The sequence below is a fragment of the Streptomyces sp. NPDC048434 genome (assembly GCF_043200375.1).
Lineage (GTDB): Bacteria > Actinomycetota > Actinomycetes > Streptomycetales > Streptomycetaceae > Streptomyces.
Genome location: NZ_JBICXQ010000007.1, coordinates 149427 through 173613 on the forward strand (window position 1 = coordinate 149427; position 24187 = coordinate 173613).

Annotated in this window: 19 protein-coding genes and 1 pseudogene; 11 read left to right on the top strand and 9 right to left on the bottom strand. The window is 73.3% G+C overall.

The genetic code is table 11. From position 1 onward, the window contains the following. The 7 genes from ACGFWI_RS10830 to ACGFWI_RS10860 form a co-directional block, all read right to left on the bottom strand. Entirely contained in the window at positions 1-915 is a 915-nt protein-coding gene (locus ACGFWI_RS10830; RefSeq protein WP_393905601.1) for a DMT family transporter, read from the bottom strand. A 4-nt stretch (positions 916-919) separates the two neighbouring features. Beyond that, complete coding sequence (locus ACGFWI_RS10835; protein ID WP_393905602.1) at positions 920-1681, bottom strand: class I SAM-dependent methyltransferase; 762 nt, start codon at positions 1679-1681, stop codon at positions 920-922. Further along, positions 1678-3165, bottom strand: coding sequence for a condensation protein (locus ACGFWI_RS10840; protein ID WP_393905603.1), 1488 nt, complete (start codon positions 3163-3165; stop codon positions 1678-1680). Before ACGFWI_RS10840 ends, ACGFWI_RS10835 begins: the two co-directional genes overlap by 4 nt. Beyond that, the gene (locus ACGFWI_RS10845) at positions 3162-7670 is read right to left on the bottom strand and encodes an alpha-(1->3)-arabinofuranosyltransferase family protein (RefSeq protein WP_393905604.1); all 4509 of its coding nucleotides are present in this window, start codon (positions 7668-7670) and stop codon (positions 3162-3164) included. Before ACGFWI_RS10845 ends, ACGFWI_RS10840 begins: the two co-directional genes overlap by 4 nt. Then, on the bottom strand, positions 7667-8392 hold the full coding sequence (locus tag ACGFWI_RS10850; RefSeq protein ID WP_393905605.1) for a class I SAM-dependent methyltransferase: 726 nt from the start codon (positions 8390-8392) through the stop codon (positions 7667-7669). Before ACGFWI_RS10850 ends, ACGFWI_RS10845 begins: the two co-directional genes overlap by 4 nt. A gap of 7 nt (positions 8393-8399) precedes the next feature. Then, positions 8400-9566 carry a glycosyltransferase family 4 protein gene (locus tag ACGFWI_RS10855; RefSeq protein ID WP_393905606.1) on the bottom strand — a complete coding sequence of 389 codons (1167 nt, stop codon included), beginning with the start codon at positions 9564-9566 and terminating at the stop codon, positions 8400-8402. A 271-nt stretch (positions 9567-9837) separates the two neighbouring features. Further along, complete coding sequence (locus ACGFWI_RS10860) at positions 9838-10836, bottom strand: DUF3068 domain-containing protein (protein WP_393905607.1); 999 nt, start codon at positions 10834-10836, stop codon at positions 9838-9840. Positions 10837-11104: 268 nt separating this feature from the next. On the opposite strand from ACGFWI_RS10860, the gene ACGFWI_RS10865 reads away from it, so the two are divergent. Then, positions 11105-11251, top strand: coding sequence for a hypothetical protein (locus tag ACGFWI_RS10865; RefSeq protein ID WP_393905608.1), 147 nt, complete (start codon positions 11105-11107; stop codon positions 11249-11251). 45 nt (positions 11252-11296) lie between these two features. Further along, positions 11297-12532 (top strand): helix-turn-helix domain-containing protein, encoded by a 1236-nt coding sequence (locus ACGFWI_RS10870; RefSeq protein WP_393905609.1) that lies wholly within the window; start codon positions 11297-11299, stop codon positions 12530-12532. A gap of 73 nt (positions 12533-12605) precedes the next feature. Here the strand turns inward: ACGFWI_RS10870 and ACGFWI_RS10875 are convergent, their stop codons facing one another. Further along, positions 12606-13544 (bottom strand): TetR/AcrR family transcriptional regulator C-terminal domain-containing protein, encoded by a 939-nt coding sequence (locus ACGFWI_RS10875; protein WP_393905610.1) that lies wholly within the window; start codon positions 13542-13544, stop codon positions 12606-12608. A 170-nt stretch (positions 13545-13714) separates the two neighbouring features. Between ACGFWI_RS10875 and ACGFWI_RS10880 the strand changes: the two genes are divergently transcribed. From ACGFWI_RS10880 to ACGFWI_RS10890, 3 genes are all read left to right on the top strand, one after another. Then, complete coding sequence (locus ACGFWI_RS10880) at positions 13715-15334, top strand: MFS transporter (RefSeq protein ID WP_393905611.1); 1620 nt, start codon at positions 13715-13717, stop codon at positions 15332-15334. A 352-nt stretch (positions 15335-15686) separates the two neighbouring features. Further along, the gene (locus tag ACGFWI_RS10885; protein ID WP_393905612.1) at positions 15687-16052 is read left to right on the top strand and encodes a DUF1330 domain-containing protein; all 366 of its coding nucleotides are present in this window, start codon (positions 15687-15689) and stop codon (positions 16050-16052) included. Positions 16053-16058: 6 nt separating this feature from the next. After that, entirely contained in the window at positions 16059-16673 is a 615-nt protein-coding gene (locus ACGFWI_RS10890) for a GPP34 family phosphoprotein (RefSeq protein WP_393905613.1), read from the top strand. A 29-nt stretch (positions 16674-16702) separates the two neighbouring features. Here the strand turns inward: ACGFWI_RS10890 and ACGFWI_RS10895 are convergent, their stop codons facing one another. Beyond that, a complete protein-coding gene (locus tag ACGFWI_RS10895; RefSeq protein WP_393905614.1) occupies positions 16703-17134 on the bottom strand; it encodes a MarR family winged helix-turn-helix transcriptional regulator in 432 nt (143 codons plus the stop codon). An 87-nt stretch (positions 17135-17221) separates the two neighbouring features. On the opposite strand from ACGFWI_RS10895, the gene ACGFWI_RS10900 reads away from it, so the two are divergent. The 6 genes and pseudogenes from ACGFWI_RS10900 (at position 17222) to ACGFWI_RS10925 (ending at position 24178) form a co-directional block, all read left to right on the top strand. Next, entirely contained in the window at positions 17222-18241 is a 1020-nt protein-coding gene (locus ACGFWI_RS10900) for an NADP-dependent oxidoreductase (RefSeq protein ID WP_393905615.1), read from the top strand. 245 nt (positions 18242-18486) lie between these two features. Next, positions 18487-18915 (top strand): organic hydroperoxide resistance protein, encoded by a 429-nt coding sequence (locus tag ACGFWI_RS10905; RefSeq protein WP_393905616.1) that lies wholly within the window; start codon positions 18487-18489, stop codon positions 18913-18915. 255 nt (positions 18916-19170) lie between these two features. Further along, positions 19171-19296: a hypothetical protein gene (locus ACGFWI_RS10910; RefSeq protein ID WP_393905617.1), complete on the top strand. Its 126-nt coding sequence runs from the start codon at positions 19171-19173 to the stop codon at positions 19294-19296. Between the two features lie 265 nt (positions 19297-19561). Next, complete coding sequence (locus ACGFWI_RS10915; protein WP_393905618.1) at positions 19562-20563, top strand: LacI family DNA-binding transcriptional regulator; 1002 nt, start codon at positions 19562-19564, stop codon at positions 20561-20563. A gap of 108 nt (positions 20564-20671) precedes the next feature. Continuing rightward, positions 20672-22261 (top strand): sugar ABC transporter ATP-binding protein, encoded by a 1590-nt coding sequence (locus ACGFWI_RS10920; protein ID WP_393905619.1) that lies wholly within the window; start codon positions 20672-20674, stop codon positions 22259-22261. Continuing rightward, a pseudogene (locus ACGFWI_RS10925) lies at positions 22251-24178 on the top strand (substrate-binding domain-containing protein). Before ACGFWI_RS10920 ends, ACGFWI_RS10925 begins: the two are co-directional and overlap by 11 nt. The last annotated feature ends 9 nt before the right edge of the window (positions 24179-24187 follow it).

The following is a 24187-nucleotide window of genomic DNA, read 5'->3' on the forward strand; positions in this document are numbered from 1 at the left end:
TCAACTCCGTCGTGCGGGTGGGGGGTACGGGGCCGGGGTGTCATGGCGGGGCAGGGCGAGCAGTACGGACAGGGCGACGGCGGTGCCGCCCAGCCGCAGCGCGAGGCGCAGGGGATCGGCGGGCAGCGGTTCACCGAACGCCACGGTGCCGCAGGCCACGGTGAAGACACAGGTGACGGTGGTGCAGACGGGGACGATCACGGAGGCGCGGCAGCGTTGCAGGGCGGTCTGGGACAGGACCAGCCCCGTGGCGCCGGTGAAGAGCAGCAGGTAGGGGTAGGGCGAGCGGAGGAGCTGCGCGGCGGCGGCCGGGATGTCGTGGCTGGTGAGCAGGCCGGCGACGCCCTTGATGGCCAGCGAGCTGACGCCGTAGAGCAGGCCGACGGCCACCCCGTAGGGGACGCCCGCCGTCGGCAGGCGATGGCGGCGCCGGGCGCGCCGCTCCGCCGAGCCGTACAGCAGCAGCCCGGCGGCCAGCGACGGCAGGGCGATGAGCAGCAGTGTCGTGGGCGGCGCGGTGCGGGCGACGGCCCCCGCGTCCTCGCCGCGGAGGGAGGCGACGACCAGCACCAGCGCGAGCAGGATCGCCACGATGCTCTGCCGCTCCCGGCCGCTGGTCCGCTCGCCCAGCACTGCCGAGGACAGGAGCAGCAGCAGGACCAGACCGGAGACGAAGATGCCCTGCGCGGCGGCGAGGGGCAGCGTGCGGTAGACGGCGAGCTGGGCGGCGAACCCGGCGGCCAGGGCGAGCGAGCCGGCGAGCCACAGCGGACTGGACAACAGCTCGCGGACGACCCGGGCGGGGCGCCGGGTGCTCAGCGCGGGCAGCCCGGTCAGCGCGCGTTTCTCCAGCACGAAGCCGGTGCTGTACAGGACGTTGGCGAGCAGCGCGGACGCCACGCCCCACCACGGCATCGCGCTACTCCCTTCTCCGGCGGGCATGGGCGAGCAGGATGGAGGCCAGCGACGGGAGACGGCAGGCGGCCCGGTCGAGGGGGCGCAGCGGCCGCGGCACGTCGTGGTACGGCGCACCGGCGATCCGTACGACCTCGAAGCCGGACGCCGCGAGGAAGCCGCGCAGCGCACGGGCGGTGTAGAGCCGCAGATGGCCGACGACCTGGGTGCCGGGCCGGCCGTGGATATGACGCATGCTCACCTCCGAGAAGACGGGCTGGACCCCGGCGAGCAGCAGTCCGCGGTTGTACCAGGCGGCGAGGTTGGGCGTGGAGAGCATCAGATGACCCCCGGGGCGCAGGACCCGGCGCAGCTCGTCCAGGGCGGCATCGGGGTCGACGAGATGCTCGACGACCTCGCTGAGGAGCACCGCATCGGCGGAGCCGGTCGCGAACGGCAGCCCTGGGCCGGTCAGTTCGCCGCGTACCGCACAGGGGATACGGGTGCGGGCGCGGCGCAGCGCGTCCTGCGACCAGTCCACGCCGACCAGGCGGTGACCTGCGAGGACCTCCGCCGCGGTGGCGGCCGCCGTGCCGTCGCCGCAGCCGATGTCCAGGATGGTGGCGGCCGGAGCGCCCCCGTGTACCGGCCCCAGGGCGCGCGCCAGCAGTCGGGCCTGCCGTGCGCTGCGGGCGGTGCCGGAGGCGACCGGTACGGCCGGGTCCTCGTAGAAGTCCCGCAGACCGTCAGGGGATACGCCGGTGGCGGAGGCGGGGGGCCGGCTCATCGGGTACCTCCCACGGCCGGGGGCGGGGGTGTGTCCGGGGAGCTCGTCCAGGCGGTGGCGGCGAGCGAGGATTGGAAGAGGGCGCCGAGCCGGGCGCCGGCCCGGTCGTCCAGGAGGGCAGGGGACCAGCGCAGTGCGAGCTGGATCCGGCCGGCCACGGAGACCGTGGTGACGGTGAGGCCGCGCGGCATCCGGGCCGGGGCGGAGAACCAGACCGCGGTCGGCCGGCCGGCGTCCCCGAAGTCCAGCGGGTAGGGGATCCGGCCGATGTTGGAGAGGAGTGTGGTGGAGGTCCAGGGCGCGGCGGCGGTGCGCAGCGCACGGGTGAGGGCGCCGCGCACCCCGACCGACAGCACGGGTGCCGTCAACACCGCTCCCGCAAGCCCGAGTTGACGGCCAGGCGGCGCCGACTTGAGGGCGCGGGTGCGGGCGGCGGTCCGCCGCAGCAGCCGGGCCACCGCGTCCGGGTCGGGCGGATCGGCGGTGAGCGGCCCGGCGTCCCGGCGCTCCTCGGGCCCGAAGTCGACCGAGACCAGCCGGGTGCCGTTGCCGATGGGCATCTCGATGCCGCGCGGCCGGTCGTCGACGGGCATGGTGATGACGACCGGGGCGGCGGTGTCACCCGCACCGTGCGGGCCATGACGTGGATCGTGCTGCCGGTTCCAGCGGGCCACCATCAGCCAGGTGGCGACGAGGAGTTGGTCATTGACGGTGTACGGCGCGGCCCGGCCGGGCGCGCGCGGCGGACGGTCCGGAACCGGCAGCTCGACGAGGAGCATGCCGTTGCCGTGCCGGCCGTGCCGGGAAGAGCCGCCGGGAGCCGGGTGGGCGGCGATCCGCGCCGGGCGGGAGAGGCGGCGGCGGCCGGCCGGGGCGTCGTCGAGGCGAGGCTGTTCGGTGCGGGCGCCGGGGGCGCGTACGGGCGAGGGGGCCGGGGAGTTGTCGGCGCCGCTGTAGAGCTCGGCGGCGGTGGCCAGTACGCGCAGACAGGCCGGGCCGTCCAGCGCGGTGTGATGGAGGGTCAGCAGCAGCACGGTGCCGTCCGCCGCCCCGGGAGGTGCGATCACCTCCAGCCGTACGGGGGGCGAGGCATCCAGGGGCGGGCAGTCGGCGAGCGCGCGTTGCCTGGCGCGCGCGAGGGCATCGGGGCCGGGGGGCGGGAAGTCGACCGGGTCCACGTCCGGGGCGGCGGTGAGCTGCCAGGTGTAGCGGCGGTGCCACCAGCGGACCGGCGCCTGGCGCATCAGGATGCGCGGGTGGCGGGCGAGTGCCCGGTGGAACGCGGTGCGCAGGCGTACGGGATCGACCCGGCCGGGGAGGTGCACTTCGAGGTGCACGGTCTCCGGCTCGTCGTCCGTCAGACAGTGCCGGGAGACCTCATCGACCAGCGGGAACGGGACCCGGGCGGGAGTGGGGGCGGGGGCGCGCGGTGGACCGCCGAAGGAGGCGGCGGGCGAGTCGGCGGCCGGTTCCAGTGCGGTCATCGGGCGGTGTCCTCCCCGTTGTCGGGTGGCGGTACGGGCGGCCCGGCCGGGCGCCGTCGATCGGCCCAGGCCGGGCCGTCACCCGGCGTCCGCCCCCGGGCCACGAGGGGGCGCCCGGCAACCGGCGCACCGGACCCGGCCACGGCACCTCGTGAGCGGCGCGGGAGCGGTGTTGGCGGTGGCGGTGGCAGCGGCGGGCCCGACGGGTCCTCCGCGCCCGGTCCGTCAGCGTCCGGCTCGTTCCGTCCCGGGCCGACCGCCCCCGGACCGTCCCCTCCCGGTCCGTCAGCGCCCGTTCCGTCCCCCGGCGCCGCCCGCCCCGAGGGCCGCGCCGGTGCCGGTGACGGAGCCCTCGCCGGGACCGTCACCACCGCCGCCGTCAGCGCCAGCAGCGCCAGCGCCTGTGCGGTGCCGCTGAAGGCACCCTCGCCGGCGGCCAGGGGTTCTCCCGCGCCGAAGGCCGCCACGACGCCGGCGCCCAGCATCCCCACCAGGGCCAGCGGGACGAGGAGTGGCGGCCGGAAGCGGGCCACCAGTGCCAGCACCGGCACGATCAGCGCGTAGGGCCCGGAGGCCACGGCGACCACCGCGGTCAGCACCAGGACGCCCAGCACCCAGGACGGGGCGGGTGGGGGCAGTGGGGCCGGGGGCGGCGTGCGGGGGGTGCGGCGGACGAGGGCGGAGACGAGCAGGAGGGCGAGGCCGAGCGCGCCGCCGATCAGCCCCAGGACGTAGGCGGTGGCCGGGCCGTAGGAGAGCACGACGGTTCCGCCGGCGCCGGCCGGGACGAGGAAGGCCTGCTGCCAGCCGTCCACCCGGAGCGGGGTCAGCCGGCGGCCGTCGAGGGTGGCGTGCCAGCCGTCGTTGGCGTTCTCGTGCAGCTGGAGGTAGACGGCCCGGCCGGAGCCGACCGCGACGGTGCGGCGGTCCCCCGACCAGTCGTGGGCGGTGGCCTGCCGCACCGGAGCGGTGGCCTCCGGATCCGCACCGGAGCCCGCGGCCCGCGCCCCCGCCGCCCCGCCCCTGTGCAGCGTCACATCCGTCAGCGCCAGCAGCCCCTGGTCGCCCGCCTCCACCCGGTGGCGTCCGGAGGGCATCTCCAGGCGCCCGTCGCGGGCCTCGCCGGCGCACAACTGCACGTCGACGGGGCGCCGTTCGGTGAGGTCGCGGACGTATCCGGCGGCCTTGGTGGCATGCAGGACGCCGTCGACGGCGAGCATCGGTCCCTGGCCGCAGCCGACGGAGAAGCGTGCGCCGGCGGCGGGTCGCGGGGTGCGGTAGGCGTCGAGCGCCGGGAGGTAGACCTCGCTGAGGCCGACCGGGAGTTGCAGGGCCTGGCCGGCGACCGGGTTGTGGAGGGTGAGCGGTGCGACCTTGCTGATGGTGAGGTCGAGGCGGTCGGTGGTGATCGGGTCGAAGCGGGCCTGGCCGTTCTCGTCGACGCCCGCGGTGGCCGCCCCGTCCGGCGAGTTGATCTGGATCTGCTCGGGCCGGGTGGAGATCCCGCCGGCCGCGGCCAGCACGATCTGGTCGATCTTCTTCCGGCCGGGCCAGCGCAGATGCAGCGTCGGCCGGTCCCCGGCGATCCAGGCGGTGGTCAGATCGCCGTCGACGAGGTTGCGGGGGCTGAGCGAGCGTCCGAAGCCGAAGCTGGTGGAGTCCGCGGTGGCGGTGATCCGGTCCTTCTGTTCCGGTGCGATCCGGTCGAGCAGCCGGTCGAGTTCGGGGCCGGGGACGGCCAGCGCCTTGCCGGCGATCCGGTACGCGGCGGCGGCGCCGGTGCGGAACTGGCGGTGCAGTCCGACCTCCGCGGAGACGGGGGAGAGGCCGCCCGGGTCGCTGCCGCGGTGCAGCGAGTAGGTCTCGGCGGGTGCGTCGGAGCGCTGGGCGTCGGTGGGGAGTTGCAGCAGCCGGGTGACCTGGACGCCCGGGACGGAGATCTCACGGAAGCCCGCACCGGAGAGTCCGGCCCGTGGGGTCTGCGAGCCGAGGATCGTCACCTTCAGCCATGTCGCCCTGCCGGCCGGGGCCTTGACCCGTTGGGGCGTGCCGTCCGGGCGCAGGGTGCTCTCCGCGCTGCCGCGGTCGGTCTCCACCCGTACGGACGTCGGGGCGGCGCGCATCCCGTCCCCCGGCAGCGGGGTCAGGGACAGCGAGGGCGGAAGGTTGGTGGGCCGGGTGAGGGCGATCTTGATCCACTGGCCGACGGGGTCGCCGGCGCTGCCCTCCGCCCAGGCGGTGTCCGGGTTGCCGTCGAAGGCGTTGACCGGGTCGTACTGCGGCAGCTGGAAGAGCCAGTTGCCGCTGGTGGAGGCGGTCACCGAGGACGCGCCACGGAGCACCGCGGTGGTCTGGTGGCCGGGGCCGGCGGTCGGCAGGATCTGCCGGGGCGGGCGGCCGGGGTCCTGGACGCTGTCGGGGTGGTTCCGCTCGTCGGCCGTGTACGTGTACGACGTATTGCTGTTGACCAGTCCGAAGCGGGTGTCGGCGCGGCGCAGGCCGTCGGCGGTCAGCTGGAGCGGCGGAGTGCCGAGGCCGGGGTGGCGGTCGCCGGTCAGGACGGTGGGCCGGCGCCGCAGCGCGGGGTCGGCGGACAGCTGGAGGAGGGCTTCCGGGCCGCCGCTGAGCTGTGCGGTGTCCGCGACGGCGCGGGCGGTGACCGGGCCGGGCTCGGGTGTGTTTTCCGGTTGGTAGATCTCGACGGCGCGCTGCCGCGGATAGAGGCCCTGGATCTGGAGCGGCGCCTCGGCGGGGATCCGGCCGCCGGTGGTCAGCGGACCGAAGGCGGCCACCTTGCGGTAGCCGGACGCCTCCAGGGTGCGCTTGACGGTCTGCGGCGGGACATAGCCGATCTGGTCCGGGTCGAGATCGTTGCGGACGACCACATCGTGGAGCCCGGACCGGCCCAAGTAGTCGCGCAGCCCCGGCACTTGGGCGCCGGTCAGCAGCGCCTGCTCGACGGCGTCCAGGGTGCGGCGGGCGCCCGGGGTGCCGAAGGGGACGAAGTCGCGCTGGGCCCAGGGGGACCGGGCGAGGACATCGAGGGGCTCGTCGATGGGGGAGCCCCAGGTGTAGATGCCGTGTGCCGTGGCCGGGACGACCAGGGCGCGGCTGTGGGGGGTGTGCGCCGTCAGCCAGCCGGCCGTCCGCGCCCAGTAGGACGGCAGCTCGGTGAAGGCACCGGGCTGGAGGACGGTGCCGGTGAGGAAGGGCAGCGCGAGGGCGGGCAGCACGAGGAGCGCGGCCACCAGCGGGAGGCGGTGGCGGGCGGGGATCCGGCGGGTGCCGCGGCGTTCGGTGGCGACCGCGAGGAGATGCGCCAGGCCGAGGGTGAGGGCCAGGGCTAGGCCCGGGGTGAATTTGTAGATGTTGCGGAACGGGCGCAGCGGGCCGTTCAGCCAGTCCTGCCACAGGCCGTGCACGGGCCCGCCCAGCGCACCGCCGTATCCGGCCAGCGCGATCAGCGCCACGGCCAGCACGGTCAGCAGCAGCCAGCGCCGCTCGGGCACATCCCGGCGGGCCAGACCGGCCAGGCCGCACGCCGCGGCCAGCGCCGAACCGCACACCGCGAAGGGCTGCGCCGTCATGGTCCAGCCGGCCGGCAGCCAGGGTGTGCCGAAGTTGAGGTAGCCGGTCCAGTTGCCGGCGCCGCGCAGTAGTTCGGTGGCGGACACCGTGCCGGTGGTGGTGTCGGCCTGCTCGATGAACGGCATGAAGTTCTCGCCGTGCAGACCCAGCAGCAACAGCGGCACCACCCACCAGGCGGTGGCCAGGACGACACCGGGCAGCCACCAGGCGAGCAGCTTCGTCCGGCGCGGCCCCGTACGGGAGAGCAGATACAGGCCGACGGGCAGCAGCGAGGCCAGCGTCGAGGCCGCGTTGACGCCGCCCATGAAGGGGATCAGCAGCGCCGAGCGGGTCGCCGCGAGGCGGGCCCCGGCCCGTGCGTCGGTCAGCGGCAGCAGCACCCACGGCAGCAGCGCGCCGGGGAGCGCGGCGGCGGAGGTCGAGCCGATGACGAGGGTGAAGGTCGGCCACAGGGCGTAACAGGCGGCGGCCAGCAGCCGGGCCGACGGGGTGCCGAACCGCAGCCGTTCGGCCAGCCGCAGCGCGCCCCAGAAGGCGGCCGTGACGATCAGCGACATCCACAGCCGCTCGGCCAGCCACACCGGGACATGGGCGAGGTCGGTCAGGCCGTAGTAGGGCAGCGAGGGAAAGGCATAGCCGATGTACTGGTCGGCGAGGCCGCCGAAGCCCGCCCGGTCGTGCCACAGCTGCCCGAGATCGCCGAGGAACTTCCAGGGGGCCGTGGTCACCCCCAGCTTGGTCTCGAACGTCATTTTCCCCGGCGCGGACGCGAGAAAGCCCGCCAGCGCGAGCGCCCAGAACGCCAGCAGCCAGCGCCGTCCGCGGGGTTGGCCCGGAGACGGGGTGGGGACGGGGGCCGCCCGGTCCCCGGCGTCGGGCGAGCCGGGGGACGGGGACGGCCTCAGGATCTGGGTCATGGCAACCGCCGGAGAATGAGGAGGAGGTTCCAGGTGGCGACCTCCCGGACGCCCGGGAGGCGGGGGATGGCCTCGGCGAGGAACGGCGCATAGCGGGAGCGGGCGGTGACGACGCTGACGTCGTCGCGGGCCCGCACCTGGCGCAGCGTGCGGCCGATGTGCACGGCGAAGAGGTTGACGCCCAGGGTGTGCTTGGCCGCTTTGCCGGTCCGCCGCCGGTAACGGGCCCGGGCCCGCTCGGCGCCCAAGTAGTGCCAGGGTGCGGTCTCATGGCCGCCCCAGGGGGAGAACCAGTTGGTGAAGGCGACGTAGATCAGCCCGCCGGGGCGGGTGACCCGCACCATTTCGCTCAGAAAGGTCTGCGGGTCGGCGACGTGCTCCAGGACGTTGGAGGAGAAGCAGATGTCGGCGGCGCCGTCGGCCAGCGGCAGCAGATAGCCGTCGGCGACCACGGCGCCCTCGGGGGAGCGGCCGTGCGCGGTCAGCTCCGCGGTGTCGGGTTCGAAGAGATAGCCCTGGGCGCCGCGGCGCCGGAACTCCTCGGTGAAGTGGCCGCTGCCGCCGCCGATGTCGGCGACCACCGCGCCGTCCAGCGGGACATACCGTTCGACCTGGTCGGCGGCGTCGCGGGCGAGCAGCCGGTAGCAGTGTCCGGGCGCGGTCTGCTCCCGGAGGAAGGCGCGGAAGAGGGCGTAGGACCTGCGCAGCGAGGGGTCGCGCACCGGGGCTTCACCGCCCGGGGAGCGGGTTGAGGAAGGCCTCGGCGGCGACCGACCGGAAGCTGTGGACCGTATGGCTCCACCGGAAGCGGGCGGCGCGCCGTTGGGCGGCGTCGCCCAGGGCGTGCCGGCGCCGGGCGCTGAGGGCGAGGGTGCACCAGTGGGCGGCGAACGCGCTCTCGCCGCGGGCCAGCAGCCCGGTGGTGCCGTCCTCGACGGAGTCCCGGAGGCCCGGGATGTCGAAGCCGATGGCGGGCGTACGGCGGGCGGCGGCCTCCATGACCACCAGGCCCCAGCCCTCGACGAGCGAGGGGTGCAACAACAGCCATGCGGAACACAGGAGTTGGTGTTTGACCTCTTCGGAGACCCGGCCGGTGAAGGTGACACCGGGCCCGGCCGTCGCGGCCAGCCGCGCCCGCTCCGGGCCGTCGCCGACGATCACCAGCCGGCCGCCGGTGACCGGGCGGACCCGCTCCCACAGCCGCAGCAGCAGATCGATGCGCTTGTACTCGACGAGCCGCCCCATGGCCAGGAACAGCGGTTCCGGCGCCTTGGGGGCCAGCGGTCCGGGCTCCGCCACGCCGTTGTGCACCAGCCGGATCCGGTCCGGTTCCACGCCGAGGCCGCGCAGTGCGGACGCGGTCGAGCCGGAGACGGCGACCAGCAGATTGCGGCGGTGGGTGCGCGCCAGCGCCCAGTGCTCCAGCCGGCGGCCGGCCCGCGCGGCGGGCCCGGGGCAGCGCAGCCGCCACAGGTCCGTATGGACATGGTTGACCAGGCACAGCGTCGGGCCGCGATGCCACAGCGGCGCGAGGTACGGCAGTCCGTTGCAGACCTCCACCAGCAGATCGCAGTCGCCGATCCGGCGGGCCAACTGGCGGGGCGCGCGCAGGAAATGCCCGGCGTCGCCGCCCGCTGACACCACCCGGTAGCCGCGCTCCGCCGCGGGCCCGCCGCACAACAGGGTGACCTGGTGGCCGTGTGCGGTGAGCCCTTCGGCGATCCGGTCCACCAGCAGCTCGGAGCCGCCGGCGGCGGGGTTGCCCAGATCACGGCGGGCGAGGAAGACGATCCGGCGGGGGAGCGGGGGCGGTTCGGAGCCGGGCGGCCCGGACGCCGAAGGGGCGGGTGGGGCAGCCGGTGCGGGGGGCAGGGGCGGGCGTACGTGCTGGGGCATGTGCGATCCAACTCGTCTCAGGGTGCGGTACCAGCGGTGGGGGGACGTACTGCGTACTGAGTCGTGCGGGGCCGTGCTGCATCATGCGGTGCTGCGGTGCGGCCGGGCCGGTCGGCTACGGCAGCACCGTGCTGCGGTCAGGGGAAGTGCGCCGACCGGAAGGCCGACGGTCTGCGTGTGGGGTGGACAGTTTTCGCCGCCGCGTTCGCCGCGGCTACTCACCGGGATGACAAAATCCGGGCCGGCCACGACTGACGGTTCATCACCTCGCTCAGGACCGGCTCGTCGCCCGCCGCCCGCGCGCCACCCACACCACCCCGGTCAGCGCGAGCACCGCGCCCGCCGCCACGGCCCCGGCCGGCAGCGTCCGGCCGACCAGCGCCAGCTTGTCGCTGTCCGCCCTCGCCAGCCGCACCTGCGCCCGCTGGGTCGTGGGCGTGAACTGCAAGTGCTCGCCGCGCAGCAGGGTCACCGCGGTGCGCCGGGCGCCGGGCGCGCGGAGCGTCTTCAGCGGGGAGATCGAGGCATGGATGATCCGGCCGGTGCGCTGCTCGACGACCAGCTCGATACCGGAGTTGGCGTACCACTCCTCGGCCTGGATCTGGCCCTGCCGCGGCCGCCCGACCAGCCGGCCGGGGACCTGCCGGCTGCCGGTCCTGGTGAGCGGCACGGTCCCGGTGAAGCGATAGCCCCGGTATCCCTGTACCTGCTGCGTCCCGGCGAAGCGGAGCGGGACGGCAGCGCCCAGCGTGTTGTCCCACCAGCGGTAGCTCTTCTTCTGCACATCGAAGGGGAATTTGAGGTAGGCATCGCCGTCGAAGCGGGTCGGGGCCTCCTCGCAGCAGTGCACCGGTGCATTGCTGTGCCGGTCGGTGACCCAGCGCTCGGTGGTCCACTGGAACGCCTTGCGCGGATCCTTCAGGGCCAGCGTCTGCGGGGTGTCGACCGTCGTGGAGACATCCCATACGGCCCGCCCGCTCTTCTCGCTCGCCGCGACATCGCCCAGCACATGCTGGGTGAGGGTGATCCGCTGCCGGTCCCTGGTCCTCAGCGCCCCGGTGTCGAAGTAGCTGCCGCTGCCGGTGAAGACGGTGGTGACATCGACATCCACCGGGGTGACCTTGGCCCGTGGCGCGACGTACCAGGCCAGCAGGGGTGCCAGGACCAGCAGGAAGACGCCGAGACCGAGGACGGCCAGCGACAGGGGCGAGGCGGTGCGGGCGGCGGTGGCCGCGTCGGCGGAGGTGGCGGACTTGCCGGAAGCAGGCATACGAGCACTCCTGGAAGCGGTGGGGGGAACACGCTCTGGTGCACGTGCGGCGCCGCGGGGCGCCATGGGCCGGGAACGTAAGGGAACTCTTGACAGGGCGTCAATGCCCTTCCACACTCGGCAGGCACCACGACTCCAGTGGTGTGCCGCGCTGTGGGACGCGGCACCGAACCGGCCCCGATCCATACCCCGGGCCGCGCCGTGTGCCGTACCAACCTCGACGGAGACCGGTGACCGGCTCCGGCATCGACGAAGGGCTCGCCGCGCCATGCACCGAACGCTCGCCGCCGCACTGACCGCGCTGGCCGCCACCGCTCTGGCCCTCGGCGTCGCGCTCGGGATCGTCGCCGCGCTGGACGCCACGCCCGAGCAGCCCAATGTGCCGCTGGTGACCTTCGACCGGAGTGGTGGGTAGCAGGCGTGCCGGGGAGGCGCGAGGCGTGCTGAGGAGGCCCGGGTCATGGTGACAGCCGTCCGCTCGGCCTGGCGGGAGGTCCCGCCCTACCAGGTACGGCAGTTCGCGGCCCGGGCGCTGGACGAGGTGCCCACCCTGGCCCAGGACATCCTGCGCGAGATCCGCCACGAGTACCCCCAACTCCCGCTCGTCCTGGATGAGTTCGGGGAGCCCAGGGCGCTGGTGGCGATCCGCCAGTCGCTGGAGCACTTCGTCGCCCATCTGACCGCCGGGCCGGACCGCCCGCATGTGCACCCACGGCTCTTCCAGGAGTTCGGCCGCGGAGAGGGCCTCCAGGGCCGCAGCCTGGATGTCCTTCAGGCCATGTACCGGCTGGGCGTACGGCTGGCCTGGCGGCGGCTCGCCGAGATCGGCCAGCAGGTCGCGATCCCGGCGCCCGCGATGTACGAGCTCGCCGAGTCCGGCTTCGAGTATCTGGACGGGCTGGTGGCCGAATCCGTACGCGGCTACGCCGAGGCCGCCGCCCGGCAGGCCGGTGAGCGGCTGCGGCTGCAACGCCGCCTGATGGAGCAGCTGTTCGCGAGCGCCGGCAGACGGCAGCGCAGAGCAACCGCCGGGGCGGGCGGGGTGCTGCCCGCCCTCGCCGAGCGCGCCGCCAGGATCGGCTGGCCGCTGCCCGAACGGGTCGCCGTCGCGGTCCTGCTGCGGCCGGCCCGCGAGGCGGTCGCCCCCGCCGTCGCCCCGGACGTCCTGCTGGACATGGAGAGCGAACGGCCCCGGATGGTGGTGCCCGAGCCGGACGCCCCCGGGCGGCGTGAGCTGCTGGCCCGCGCCGCGGCCGGCTGGTCGGGCGCGATCGGCCCCGTCGTGTCGCTGCTGGACGCCGCGAAATCGCTGCGCTGGGCCGGGGTCGCGGTCGATCTGACGGAGCGCGGACTGCTGCCCGCCGGCGAGTTGCTCCAGTGCACCGAACACACCGAGGCGCTGGTCCTGCTGCCGCCGGTCGAGCTGATCGAGGACCTCACCCGCCGCCGCCTCGCCCCGCTGGACAGCTGCGGCCCCCGCCACGGCCGACGGCTCGCGGAAACCCTGCTCGCGTGGCTGGAGACCCGCGGCGGTGCCCCCGAGATCGCCGAGCGGCTCGGCGTCCATCCGCAGACCGTGCGCTACCGGCTGCGCCAGATACGGGAGTTATGGGGCGGCGAGATGGACGACCCGGACCGCCGCTTCGAACTGGAACTGGTGTTACGGGCCCGGCGACTGCGCGGCGAGCTCAGCTGATCCCTCAGGCCTGTCGTCAAACTCCCGTCCGCCGTGCGGCGCCACTGACCAGGACTTCGGAATCACTACTCGTCTAGGGCGTGTCCGCCCCGCGCTCGACGAGTGTCTCCATGCCGTCCAGCAGGCGGGCCAGCCCGAACTCGAAGAGCGACTCCGGATTCACCACATCCTCGCCGACCCGCGAGACCCCCGCGTACATGGGGTAGGAGCCCGAGGTGAGGATGCCCTCGAACACCGGCTCCATGGTCGCCATCCACTGGTTCTGGTCCATGCCGGTCTCCTGCTCGGCCTCCAGGTCGTCCTCGAACCCGGCGGCGGTGGCCAGCACGAACCCCAGCAGTGTCAGCGCCATATGAATCAGCGTCACCGGGTCCATCCCCCGGACCCGCGCCATCGTCCACTCGATCAGGGCCATCGCCCGCGGCATCGGCTGCGGCCGGGTGAGCGACAGATACTTCGCCAGCCACGGGTGCCGCCGGTAGAGCTCCCATTGCAGCCGCGCGCCCGCCTCCATCCGCTCGCGCCGGCCGTCCGGCGCCGGTTCGGGCAGCTCGATGTCGTGGAACGCGGCGTCCGCCATCAGCAGCACCAGCTCGTCCTTGCCGGCCACATGACGGTAGAGCGCCATCGAGGACACCCCGAACTCGGCGGCGACCCGGCGCATCGACAGCGCCCGCAGCCCCTCGGAATCGGCGACCCGTATCCCGGCCCGTACGACGCTCTCGCGGCTCAGCCCGCTGTCCGTCTCGCGCGGCCGCCGCTCGCGTGCGGGCCGCGGGGTGGTCCGCCGCGGCTCGGCCACGACCGTGCCCACACCCGGTACGGCCCGTACGAGCCCTTCCTGGCGCAGCGTCGTCAGCACCTTGGTGGCGGTGGCCATCGCCACCCCCCACTCCTGGGTGATCCGCCGGGTCGAGGGCACCCGGTCGCCCGGCGTCAGCTCGCCGGCGTCGATACGGCCCCGGATCGCGTCGACGATCCGGCGGTAGGGCGGCGGGACTGACGGTTCCACGGACGGCCTCCGTACTAGTGCACTAGGGGGGTTCTGCGGGGCTGTGAGGGTAGCAGTGCGCACTTCACCAGGGCATTGCACTAGGTGGGTGCACTAGTGTGACGCACTACCAATTCCCTTATCAGTCCTGTTGTTTGCGCCGTAAGCGCAACCTGCTTACCGTGTCATCCATGTCGTTTACCCCGTACACATCCCAGCCGACGGCCGGCCGCCGGGAGTGGACCGCCCTGGGCGTCCTCCTGCTGCCCTGCCTTCTCGTCTCGATGGACGTCTCGGTGCTCTACTTCGCGGTGCCGTTCCTGACCGCGGAGCTGGAGCCCAGCAGCGTCCAGCAACTGTGGATCCTCGACGTCTACGGCTTCGTGCTGGCCGGCCTGCTGATCACCATGGGTGCGCTGGGCGACCGCATCGGCCGCCGCAAGCTGCTGCTGTCCGGCGCCCTCCTCTTCGGACTCGCCTCCGGGGCCGCCGCCTACGCACAGAGCGCCGAAATGCTCATCGCCGCACGGGCGTTGCTCGGCATCGGCGGGGCGACCCTGATGCCCTCCACCCTCGCCCTGATCCGCAACCTCTTCCACGACGCCAAGCAGCGCGGCAAGGCGGTCGCGATCTGGTCGACCGCGGTGACCGGCGGCATCGCGATCGGTCCGGTGCTCAGCGGGGTGCTGCTGGAGCACTTCTGGTGGGGTTCGGTGTTCCTGGTCAACGCTCCGGCGATGGTGCTGCTGCTGGTCTGCGGGCCGCTGCTGCTCCCGGAGTTCAAGAACCCGGCGGCCGGGCGCTTCGACCTGGTCGGCGCACTGCTGTCCCTGCTCGCCATGCTGCCGGTGGTCTACGGCGTCAAGGAGATCGCCCGCGACGGGCTGGCGGCGCTGCCCGTCCTCGCCCTCGTGGCCGGCCTGCTGGCCGCCGGGGCCTTCGTGCACCGCCAGCGCACCGCCCGTCATCCGATGCTCGACCTGGAGCTGTTCCGGCACCGCGGGTTCAGCGTCTCGGTGCTGATGAACCTGCTGGCGATGTTCGCGATCGTCGGCTGCGCGGTGTTCTTCACCCAGTACCTGCAGTCCGTACGGGCCATGAGCCCCATGGAGGCGGCACTGTGGAATCTGCTGCCGACCCTCGCGGTGGGCGGGATGGCGCCGGCGGCCGCGGCGCTCGCCCAGCGGACAGACCGGGCCCATGTCATCGCCCTGGGGTGCGTCATCGGGGCCGGCGGCTTCGTCTGGCTGTCATGGTTGGAGCCGGACTCGGCCCTGTGGTTCGTCCTGGTGGGTGCCGCGGTCTACGCCTCGGGCCTGGTGATGGTGATGTCGCTCGGCAACGAACTGGCCATCGGACTCGCGCCGCCCGAGCGGGCGGGCTCCGCCTCGGCCGTGCTGGAGTCCGGCACCGAACTGGGCGGCGCGCTGGGCATGGCGGTCCTGGGCAGCATCGGGGGCGCGATCTACCGCGGCGACATCGGCGGTGCCCTGCCCGTCGGACTGCCGGCGGGCGCGGCCGACGCGGCGCGGGAGACGCTGGCGGGCGCCGCCGCGACGGCCGGCGCCCTCCCGGGCCGGACGGGCGAGGCGCTGCTGCACGCGGCCAGGGCCGCGTTCACCCATGGCCTGCAGACGGCGGTGCTGGTCGCCGCGGGCGTCATGGTCTGCGCCGCGGCGCTGGCGCTGACGCTGCTGCGGGGGCTGCGGACAGCGGGACTTGAGGGGGAGCCGGACACTGCCGGGACGCCCGGTGCGCAGGGTGCAGCCGTACGGGCCGGGGCGGACGCGGCCGGTACACCGGCGGCCTAGGCCATGCCCTTCGGATCAGTGTGAGCCCGCGCCGATCCGCAAGGCACGCACAGCGGCGCCGGGAGGCGGGAGCGGCGATGTACGACGCGGCCTGCGCCGGGCGGCCGCCGCGCCCGTGCCCCGTCGGTGTCCTCGCCGCTCCTCGCGCGGGGGCGGTCCCCGTGAAGAAACGGGGGGAGCGCCTACACTGGGGAAAGCATGCAAATCCGTTGAATTCGCCTCATATGAGGGGTTGTTCCCTTGCTGGTCGGCCCACTCCCGCAGGTGCCTCTGCGTCTCTCATGGCGGGTGCGGCGAGCGGCAACTTCGACATGCCCCTCGGTACTTGCCGCGATACGCTGGAGGATTTGAGATGAGCGCCTATTTGATCAACCACCTGCGCATACCGGGCGGCGTTCCGAACGAGCAGGGCCTGTCGTATCTGGAGCAGGTGGAGGAAACCGTCAAGGCGTACGGCGGCAAGTGGCTGGCGCAGGGCGAGGCGCAGGTCGTCGAGGGGGCCTGGCCGGGCTTGGCGGTCCTGCTGGAATTTCCGGGCATGACCGAGGCGCAGAACTGGTACGACTCGCCCGAATACCGGAAGATCCTGCCCCTTCGCGCCAACAATGCCATCAGTGACCTGATCTTCGTGGACGGCGTCGGTCCGGACTTCACGGTGGCCGGCTTCGCGCAGCAGATCCGGGCCGCGATCGGGGCGGCCTCCGGCGCCGAGGGCTGAGCGCACATGACCACGGCGCGGGACCTGTTGTTCGTCGCCCTGGACGTGGCGCCCGTGCGGGCCGTGGAACGGGGCGATCTGTCGCTGGCGCTCGCGGGGGCCGAGGCGATCGACCTGCTGGAGGGCGAGGTCGTCCGGCTGCGGGGCGATCGCCTGGTGCCGGGCTACCGGCCTGCCATCGCCGACCGTCTGCTGGACGAGGCCGCGTCGTCGCTGGTCACCCAGGAGCCGTACGAGTCGGTCGGCGACTGGCTGTGGCGCAGGGGCCGTGACCTGTCCGCGGCCTATCTGGCCGCGCTGGAGGAGGAGGGGCAGCTCACCCGGCAGCGCCGCCGCCGCTGGATGGTCTTCCGGACCCGTGAGAGGGTCCTGGCCGATTCGCCCGCACGCCGCGAGGCGGCGCACCGCTGGACCTCGGACGAGCCGGTGCTCGCGGCCCTCGCGGAGGCCGCCGGGATCCGCGACAGACGGACCGACGCCTCCGAGGGTGTGACCGGCCCTGAAGTGTCGAGCGTGCTCACCGCCGTCGACGAAGCGCTTGCCGAATTGGCGGTCGAACGGCAGCGGCGTACCCGCCGGCGGGACCAGGCGGCCGTGGACAACGTGCAGCGCGGCTACTGACGGCCGTCCGGCCGGGCCGGCCGCCCGGCTCACTCGGGCGCGACGCCCAGCATCCGCTGCAGCAGCTCCTTCAGCAGCGTCCGCTCGGCAACCGTCAGACGGCCGAGAGGTTCGCGGGCGAAGTGGAGTGAGGTACGCAGCGCCTCGGCCGTGCGCGCGCCCGCGTCGGTCGGGGCGGCGAGCTTGACGCGGCGGTCGGCCGGATCGGGGCGGCGCTCGACCAGGCCGCGGGACTCCAGCCGGTCCACGATGCCGGTGACATTCGACGGCTCGCACTTCAGGCGCTCGGCGACCCTGCGCATGGGCAGCGGCTCGACGGAAAGCAGGCTGAGTACCCGGGCCTGGGCGCCGGTGAGGGAGTGCTCGGCCGCGGCGTGCTCGTACTCCTCGTAGTAGCGGGCGACGACGGTGCCGATGAGGTCGACGACCTCGACGGTCAAGGAGTCTGCGCGGGGGGTCATGCACACCAGGATACCCATTTACTTGACAACATGAAATATCGAGGAGCATGGTTGTTTCAGTACCTGAAGCTTTAGGAGGATCGCGTTATGTCCGCACTGCCCACGACCGGTCGCGAATGGCACCTCGTCGCCCGCCCCCACGGCTGGCCCACCCCGGAGGACTTCGCGCTGCGCGAGGCCGCGGTGCCCGAGGTCGGCGAGGGTCAGATCCTCGTCCGTACGCAGCACTTCTCCGTCGACCCGTACATGCGCGGCCGGATGAACGACGTGAAGTCCTACGTCCCGCCCTTCCAGCTCGACCAGCCGATGGACGGTGGCGCGGTCGGCGAGGTCATCGCCTCGCGCGACGATTCCATCGCCGTCGGTGACCATGTCCTGCACGGTCTCGGCTGGCGTGAGTACGCGGTGCTGGACGCCAAGCGCGCCGCCAAGGTGGACCCGTCGCTGGCTCCGCTCACCGCCTACCTCGGCGTGCTGGGCATGCCGGGCCTGACCGCCTACGCGGGTCTGCTGGAGGTCGCGTCCTTCAAGGAGGGCGACGCCGTCTTCGTGTCCGGCGCGGCCGGCGCGGTGGGCAGCGAGGTCGGCCAGATCGCCAAGCTCAAGGGCGCCTCCCGTGTGATCGGCTCCGCCGGCTCCGACGAGAAGGTCAAGCTCCTGGTCGAGGAGTACGGCTTCGACGCCGCCTTCAACTACAAGAACGGCGATGTCGGCAAGCAGCTCAAGGAGGCCGCGCCGGAGGGCATCGACGTCTACTTCGACAACGTCGGCGGCGACCACCTCGAAGCGGCCATCAGCTCCCTCAACGTCCATGGCCGCGCCGCCATCTGCGGCATGATCTCGATGTACAACGCCACGGAGCCCAGCCCCGCCCCGCGCAACCTCGCGATGGTGATCGGCAAGCGGCTGCGTCTGCAGGGCCTGCTGGTCAGCGACCATGCCGCGCTGCAGCCGCAGTTCGTCGAGGAGGTCTCCGCCTGGATCCGCTCCGGCGAGCTGAAGTACAGCGAGACCAAGGTGGCCGGTATCGAGAACGGCGCCGAGGCGTTCCTGGGCCTGCTCCGCGGTGAGAACACCGGCAAGATGATCGTGAGCCTCACCGACTGACGGCCGCCCCGCCCGCCGAGGGCGAGTCCTGCCGGGGCCGGTGCTCCGTGCGGGTTCGCCCTGGCGGGCCAGGTGACGGTGGCTCCCGCCGGGGACGGTGTGCCTCCCCCGCCGGGGCGGCATTCCTCCCCGGGCCGGGGAACCGTCTGCCTCCCCGGCGGGGCCTTGCGGGCGACCGTTAGGCTCAGCGGCAAGCCGTCGCGATCCGTGGGCGCGAGTCGCGGCGAACCACAGGAGGATTCGGTATGTCCATCCAGACCGTCGACGTCGTCTACACCGCCGTCGCCACCGCGGAGAACGGCCGTGACGGCCGCGTCGCCAGCGATGACGGCAAGCTCGACGTGATCGTCAACCCGCCCAAGGAGCAGGGCGGCAGCGGCGCCGGGACCAACCCCGAGCAGCTCTTCGCGGCCGGCTACAGCGCCTGCTTCCAGGGCGCGCTCAGCGTCGTCGCCCGCCGGGAGAACGCCGATGTGTCCGGCTCCCGGGTGACCGCCCGGGTCGGCATCGGCAAGACCGCGGACGGTGGCTTCGGCCTCACGGTCGAGATCTCCGCCGCGATCCCCAACGTCGACGCGGCCACCGCCCAGGACCTCGTGGAGAAGGCGCACCAGGTGTGCCCGTACTCCCACGCGACCCGCGGCAACATCGAGGTCAAGCTGACCGTCGCCTGAGGCACGGCACGACCGGCGGATCCACAGGGGCCGCATCCCGTAACGGGGTGCGGCCCCTGGCGTTCGTCACGGACCGCGCCCCCGGCCCGTGACAGGGCGCGGGGGGGCACGGTCCATGTCCGGTTCAGCGCCCGGGAGGCGTCAACTCGCGCTAGTCTCAGGGGGCTTCACCACGCTCCTCCCCACAACTTCGCCGGCCGTCCGCCGGCGGAGGCCCTGGCCTCCGGGGCCGGTCCGGAGGAGCGAGGAGGAGCGATGGACGATCAGGACACGGAGCAGGAGAGCGACCGATGGGCCCCGCCTGACAGGTGGCAGGTCGTCATCGGGGTGCTGGGCCTGCTGGTGGCGATCGTCGCTTGTGTGGGGCAGTTCGCCCGGTAGGTGCCGGGTGGGGCCCCCAGGGTCCGGACACGGCCGGTGCCCGCCGTCGCGGCGGGACGGCCAACGGGGGAGTGCCCGGGCTCGGCATGTCCCGCGCCCCGCACCCCTATGTGATGCAGACAACATTTACCGCACCTTGACGCACCCGCCGTGTAATCGATTTCGTAGCCCCCACGCAATGCTCAGGAAATCGATTACATGTCGATCATGCGCACCCGCTCTCCCGCACGGTGAGCGAGCGCAGGGACGGAATGGCAACGGCGCCATGGCGAACATCAAAGATGTGGCAGAACGGGCAGGAGTCTCCGTCGCCACGGTCTCCCGGGTCCTCAACGGCCACAGCCCGGTCGCGGAGACCCGCGAGCGGGTGCTCGCCGCCGTACAGGAGCTGGGCTACCGCCCCAACAACGTCGCCCGCGCGCTGCGCACCGCACGGACCGGCGCGCTCGGCCTGATCATCAGCGACCTCACCAACCCCTTCTTCACCGAGCTGGCCGACGCCGTCGAGGACGAGGCCCGCAGCCTCGGCTACAGCCTGGTCATCGGCAACGCCGGCGAGCGTCCCGCCCAGCAGGACGACTACATCCGCACCCTGCTCGACCGCCGGATCGACGGCCTGCTGGTCAGCTCGGCCGGCACCGGTTCGGCGATGCTCCGCGAGGTCGTCGCCTCCGGCACCCCGCTGGTCCTGCTGGACCGCACGGTGCCCGGTATCGACGCCCCCTGCGTACGCGCCGACGGCCGCGCCGCGCTCACCGAGCTCGCCGGCCATCTGGCCGCCCTCGGCCGCCGCCGGCCGGCGATCATCGTCGCCCCGGCCGGCACCCCCACCGGCGACGAGCGCCTCGACCTGTTCCGTACGGCGCTGGCCGGGCACGGCATCGCCCTGCCCGACGAGCGGGTCGGCGCCACCCCCGACCTCCAGCACACCGGCGGCCGACGGGTGATGAGCGCATTCCTCGACCTCGCCGAGCCGCCGGACGCGGTGCTGGCCACCGACAACCTGATGGCGCTGGGCGCGATGGACGAACTCCGCGCCCGCGGGCTGCGGGTCCCCGACGATGTGGCGCTGGTGGTCTATGACGACGTGCCGTGGTTCACCCACACCGATCCGCCGCTGACCGCCATCGCCCAGCCCACCCGCGAACTGGGCCGGGCCGCCGTGCACACCCTGCTGGAGCGGATCGAGGACCGGCCCGCCGCCTCGGTGCTGCTGCCGGCCCGGCTGGTCACCCGCCGCTCCTGCGGCGAGCTGCCCACCCCCTGAGCAGGCCCGCCCGGCGCCCGGACCGGCACTCCGGTCCGGCTCCCCCGGCCGGGCGGGCCACCCGAGTCAGTCACCACACGAGTCATCCGAGGAAGAGAGGGGCAGCGCATGACCGGCGTCAACGACGACGTACCGGGCGGCCGCGAACTGCTGCGCGTGGAGGGGGTGACGAAGTCGTTCCCGGGCGTCCGCGCGCTGGACGGCGTGGACCTGACCCTGCGCACCGGTGAGGTGCATGTCCTGCTCGGCGAGAACGGCGCGGGCAAGAGCACCCTCATCAAGATGCTCTCCGGCGCCCACCGCCCCGACGCGGGCCGCATCCTCGTGGACGGCGACGAGGTCACCATCCGTTCGGCGCAGGACGCGGAACGGCACGGCATCGCCACCATCTACCAGGAGTTCAACCTCGTCCCGGGACTGACCGTCGCCGAGAACATCTTCCTGGGCCGCCAGCCGCGCACCGCGCTCGGTCTGGTCGACCGGAAGACGATGCGGGCACGGGCCGCCGAGCTGCTCAAGCGCGTACGCCTCGACGTCTCCCCGAACACCCCGGTCGCCGAACTGGGCATCGCCCGCCTCCAGATGGTCGAGATCGCCAAGGCGCTCAGCCTGGAGGCCCGCGTCCTGATCATGGACGAGCCGACCGCGGTGCTGACCTCCGAAGAGGTCGAGACCCTCTTCGGGATCGTCCGCGAGCTGCGCGACAGCGGCGTCGGCATCATCTTCATCACCCACCACCTGGAGGAGATCGGCGCACTCGGCGACCGCGTCACCGTGCTGCGCGACGGCCGCTCCGTCGAGGAGGTGCCGGCCTCGACGGACGAGGACGAGCTGATCCGCCTCATGGTGGGCCGGGACATCGCCGAGCAGTATCCGAGGCAGCGCCCCGAGGAGCCGGGCGCGCCCCTGCTGCGCGTCCGCGGTCTGACCCGCAACGGCACAACGGCCGGACCCGTCTTCGAGTGCATCGACTTCGAGGTGCGGGCCGGTGAGGTCGTCGGCCTCGCCGGGCTGGTCGGCGCGGGCCGCACCGAGGTGGCCCGGGCGGTCTTCGGCGCGGACCGCTATGACGCCGGTACGGTCGAGATCGACGGCAAGGAGCTGGCCCGCGGCGATGTCCGCGCCGCCATGCGCGCCGGGCTCGGCCTCGTACCGGAGGACCGCAAGGGCCAGGGCCTGGTCCTGGACGCCTCCCTCCAGGACAACCTCACCCTCGCCCGGCTCGACCGCGACACCCGCGGCGGGCTGGTGGACCGGGGCGCGCAGCGGCGCGAAGCGGCCACCGTCGCCGGGCAGTTGAAGGTCCGGATGAGCGGGCTGGGGCAGAGAGCCCGCACCCTCTCCGGCGGCAACCAGCAGAAGCTCGTCATCGGCAAGTGGCTGCTGGCGGACACCAGGCTGCTGATCCTCGACGAGCCGACGCGCGGTATCGACGTCGGCGCCAAGGTCGAGATCTACCAGCTCATCAACGATCTGACGGCGTCCGGCCGTGCGGTGCTGATGATCTCCAGCGATCTGCCCGAGGTGCTCGGCATGAGCGACCGGGTGCTGGTGATGTCGCAGGGCCGGCTGGCCGGTGAGCTGTCGGCCGAAGAGGCCACCCAGGACGCCGTGATGGAGCTGGCGCTCCAGGCCCCGCACGGCACGAGCACGAAGCACAACGACAAGAGCGCGATGGAGGGCTCCGATGTCCACTGAGGTGAAGACGGGAGCCGCCGCCGAGGCGGTGGGACGGACACCGGACCGGGACGGCGCGGGAGCGTGGTTTTCCCGGGCGGTGCTCAGGAACGGCCCGCTCGGCGGGCTGATCGCCCTGGTCGTGGTGATGGCGGTGCTGTCCAGGGACTTCCTCAACGGGCAGAACCTCCTCAATGTCGGTGTCCAGGCGTCGGTCACCGCGATCCTCGCCTTCGGCGTCACCTTCGTGATCGTCTCGGCCGGTATCGATCTGTCCGTCGGCTCGGTCGCCGGGCTCTCCGCCACCGTCGTCGCCTGGGCGGCCACCGGCGAGGGCCTGCCCGTCTGGACAGCGCTGCTGCTCGGCCTGGCGACCGGTGTGGTGGCCGGTCTGGTCTCCGGCGCGCTGGTCGCCTACGGCAAACTGCCCGCCTTCATCGCCACGCTGGCGATGCTCTCGATCGGCCGCGGTCTGGCCCTGGTCATCTCGGGCGGTTCGCCGATCGCCTTCCCCGGTTCGGTCGGCGCGCTCGGTGACACCCTCGGCGGCTGGCTGCCGGTGCCCGTCCTCGTCATGATCGCGATGGGGCTGATCGCCGCGCTGATCCTGGCCCGTACGTACTCCGGCCGGGCGATGTTCGCGATCGGCGGCAACGAGGAGGCGGCCCGGCTCTCCGGCATCCACGTCAAGCGCCGCAAGCTCGCCATCTACGCGCTCTCCGGAGTGTTCGCCGCGGTCGCCGGCATCGTGCTCGCCGCCCGGCTCACCTCCGCCCAGCCGCAGGCCGCCACCGGCTACGAGCTGGACGCGATCGCCGCCGTCGTCATCGGCGGGGCCAGCCTCTCCGGCGGCTCCGGCAAGGCCTCCGGCACCCTCATCGGCGCGCTGATCCTGGCCGTACTGCGCAACGGCCTCAACTTGCTGAGCGTCTCGGCGTTCTGGCAGCAGGTGGCCACCGGGCTGGTCATCGCGCTGGCCGTGCTCCTGGACACGCTGCGCCGCCGGAGCGCGCGATGAACGCCCGGATCCGGATGTCGCTGGCGGCCGGGCTGGTCGCGACCGTCGCCCTGGGGATGGCCGGCTGCGACCGCGGCGGCAACACCGACCTGGGGCTTGCGCTGTCCACGATGAACAACCCGTTCTTCGTCGGCATCAAGAAGGGCGCCCAGGCCGAGGCGGACGCCCGCCATCTGCACCTCAACATCACCGACGCCCAGAACGACCCCACCCAGCAGATCAACCAGATGGAGACGTTCACCAGTCAGAACGTCAAGGCGGCCATCATCAACCCGGTCGACTCCGACGCCGCCGTCCCGGCCGTCGGCGTCGCCAACCGGGCGAAGGTGCCGGTCATCTCCATCGACCGCGGGGTCAACGGCGGCAAGGTCGGCTCGACCATCGCCTCCGACAATGTCGCGGGCGGCCGGCTCGCCGCGAAGACGCTGGCCGAATCGCTCGGCGGCAAGGGCAAGGTGGCCTTCCTGGAGGGCCAGGCCGGCACCTCCGCCGCCCGCGAGCGCGGCCAGGGCTTCGAGGAAGGCATCAGGAAATACCCCGGCATCCAGGTCGTCGCCCGGCAGCCCGCGGACTTCGACCGCACCAAGGGCATGGACGTGATGTCCAACATGCTGCAGGCGCACCGCGACATCGGCGGGGTGTTCGCCGCCAATGACGAGATGGCGCTGGGCGCGTCCAAGGCGCTGGGCGGCCGCTCCGGCAAGGACGTCAAGGTGGTGGCGTTCGACGGCACACCGGACGGCGTCAAGGCGGTCCGCCGGGGCACGCTGACCGCCACCGTCGCCCAGCAGCCGGAACTCCTCGGCAAGCAGGCCGTGGACTGGGCGCTGAAAGCCTCCCGCGGTGAGAAGCTGCCGCAGTCGGTCAGGGTGCCGGTGCTGCTGGTGACGGCGAAGAACGCCGCGAAGTTCGACGGCTGAGAGGGCGGC

Excerpts from the sequence above, each read along its gene's own strand:
- ACGFWI_RS10830 (WP_393905601.1), bottom strand. The coding sequence starts at position 915 with ATGCCGTGGTGGGGCGTGGCGTCCGCGCTGCTCGCCAACGTCCTGTAC.
- ACGFWI_RS10835 (WP_393905602.1), bottom strand. The coding sequence starts at position 1,681 with ATGAGCCGGCCCCCCGCCTCCGCCACCGGCGTATCCCCTGACGGTCTG.
- ACGFWI_RS10840 (WP_393905603.1), bottom strand. The coding sequence starts at position 3,165 with ATGACCGCACTGGAACCGGCCGCCGACTCGCCCGCCGCCTCCTTCGGC.
- ACGFWI_RS10845 (WP_393905604.1), bottom strand. The coding sequence starts at position 7,670 with ATGACCCAGATCCTGAGGCCGTCCCCGTCCCCCGGCTCGCCCGACGCC.
- ACGFWI_RS10855 (WP_393905606.1), bottom strand. The coding sequence starts at position 9,566 with ATGCCCCAGCACGTACGCCCGCCCCTGCCCCCCGCACCGGCTGCCCCA.
- ACGFWI_RS10860 (WP_393905607.1), bottom strand. The coding sequence starts at position 10,836 with ATGCCTGCTTCCGGCAAGTCCGCCACCTCCGCCGACGCGGCCACCGCC.
- ACGFWI_RS10865 (WP_393905608.1), top strand. The coding sequence starts at position 11,105 with ATGCACCGAACGCTCGCCGCCGCACTGACCGCGCTGGCCGCCACCGCT.
- ACGFWI_RS10870 (WP_393905609.1), top strand. The coding sequence starts at position 11,297 with ATGGTGACAGCCGTCCGCTCGGCCTGGCGGGAGGTCCCGCCCTACCAG.
- ACGFWI_RS10880 (WP_393905611.1), top strand. The coding sequence starts at position 13,715 with ATGTCGTTTACCCCGTACACATCCCAGCCGACGGCCGGCCGCCGGGAG.
- ACGFWI_RS10885 (WP_393905612.1), top strand. The coding sequence starts at position 15,687 with ATGAGCGCCTATTTGATCAACCACCTGCGCATACCGGGCGGCGTTCCG.
- ACGFWI_RS10890 (WP_393905613.1), top strand. The coding sequence starts at position 16,059 with ATGACCACGGCGCGGGACCTGTTGTTCGTCGCCCTGGACGTGGCGCCC.
- ACGFWI_RS10895 (WP_393905614.1), bottom strand. The coding sequence starts at position 17,134 with ATGACCCCCCGCGCAGACTCCTTGACCGTCGAGGTCGTCGACCTCATC.
- ACGFWI_RS10900 (WP_393905615.1), top strand. The coding sequence starts at position 17,222 with ATGTCCGCACTGCCCACGACCGGTCGCGAATGGCACCTCGTCGCCCGC.
- ACGFWI_RS10905 (WP_393905616.1), top strand. The coding sequence starts at position 18,487 with ATGTCCATCCAGACCGTCGACGTCGTCTACACCGCCGTCGCCACCGCG.
- ACGFWI_RS10910 (WP_393905617.1), top strand. The coding sequence starts at position 19,171 with ATGGACGATCAGGACACGGAGCAGGAGAGCGACCGATGGGCCCCGCCT.
- ACGFWI_RS10915 (WP_393905618.1), top strand. The coding sequence starts at position 19,562 with ATGGCGAACATCAAAGATGTGGCAGAACGGGCAGGAGTCTCCGTCGCC.
- ACGFWI_RS10920 (WP_393905619.1), top strand. The coding sequence starts at position 20,672 with ATGACCGGCGTCAACGACGACGTACCGGGCGGCCGCGAACTGCTGCGC.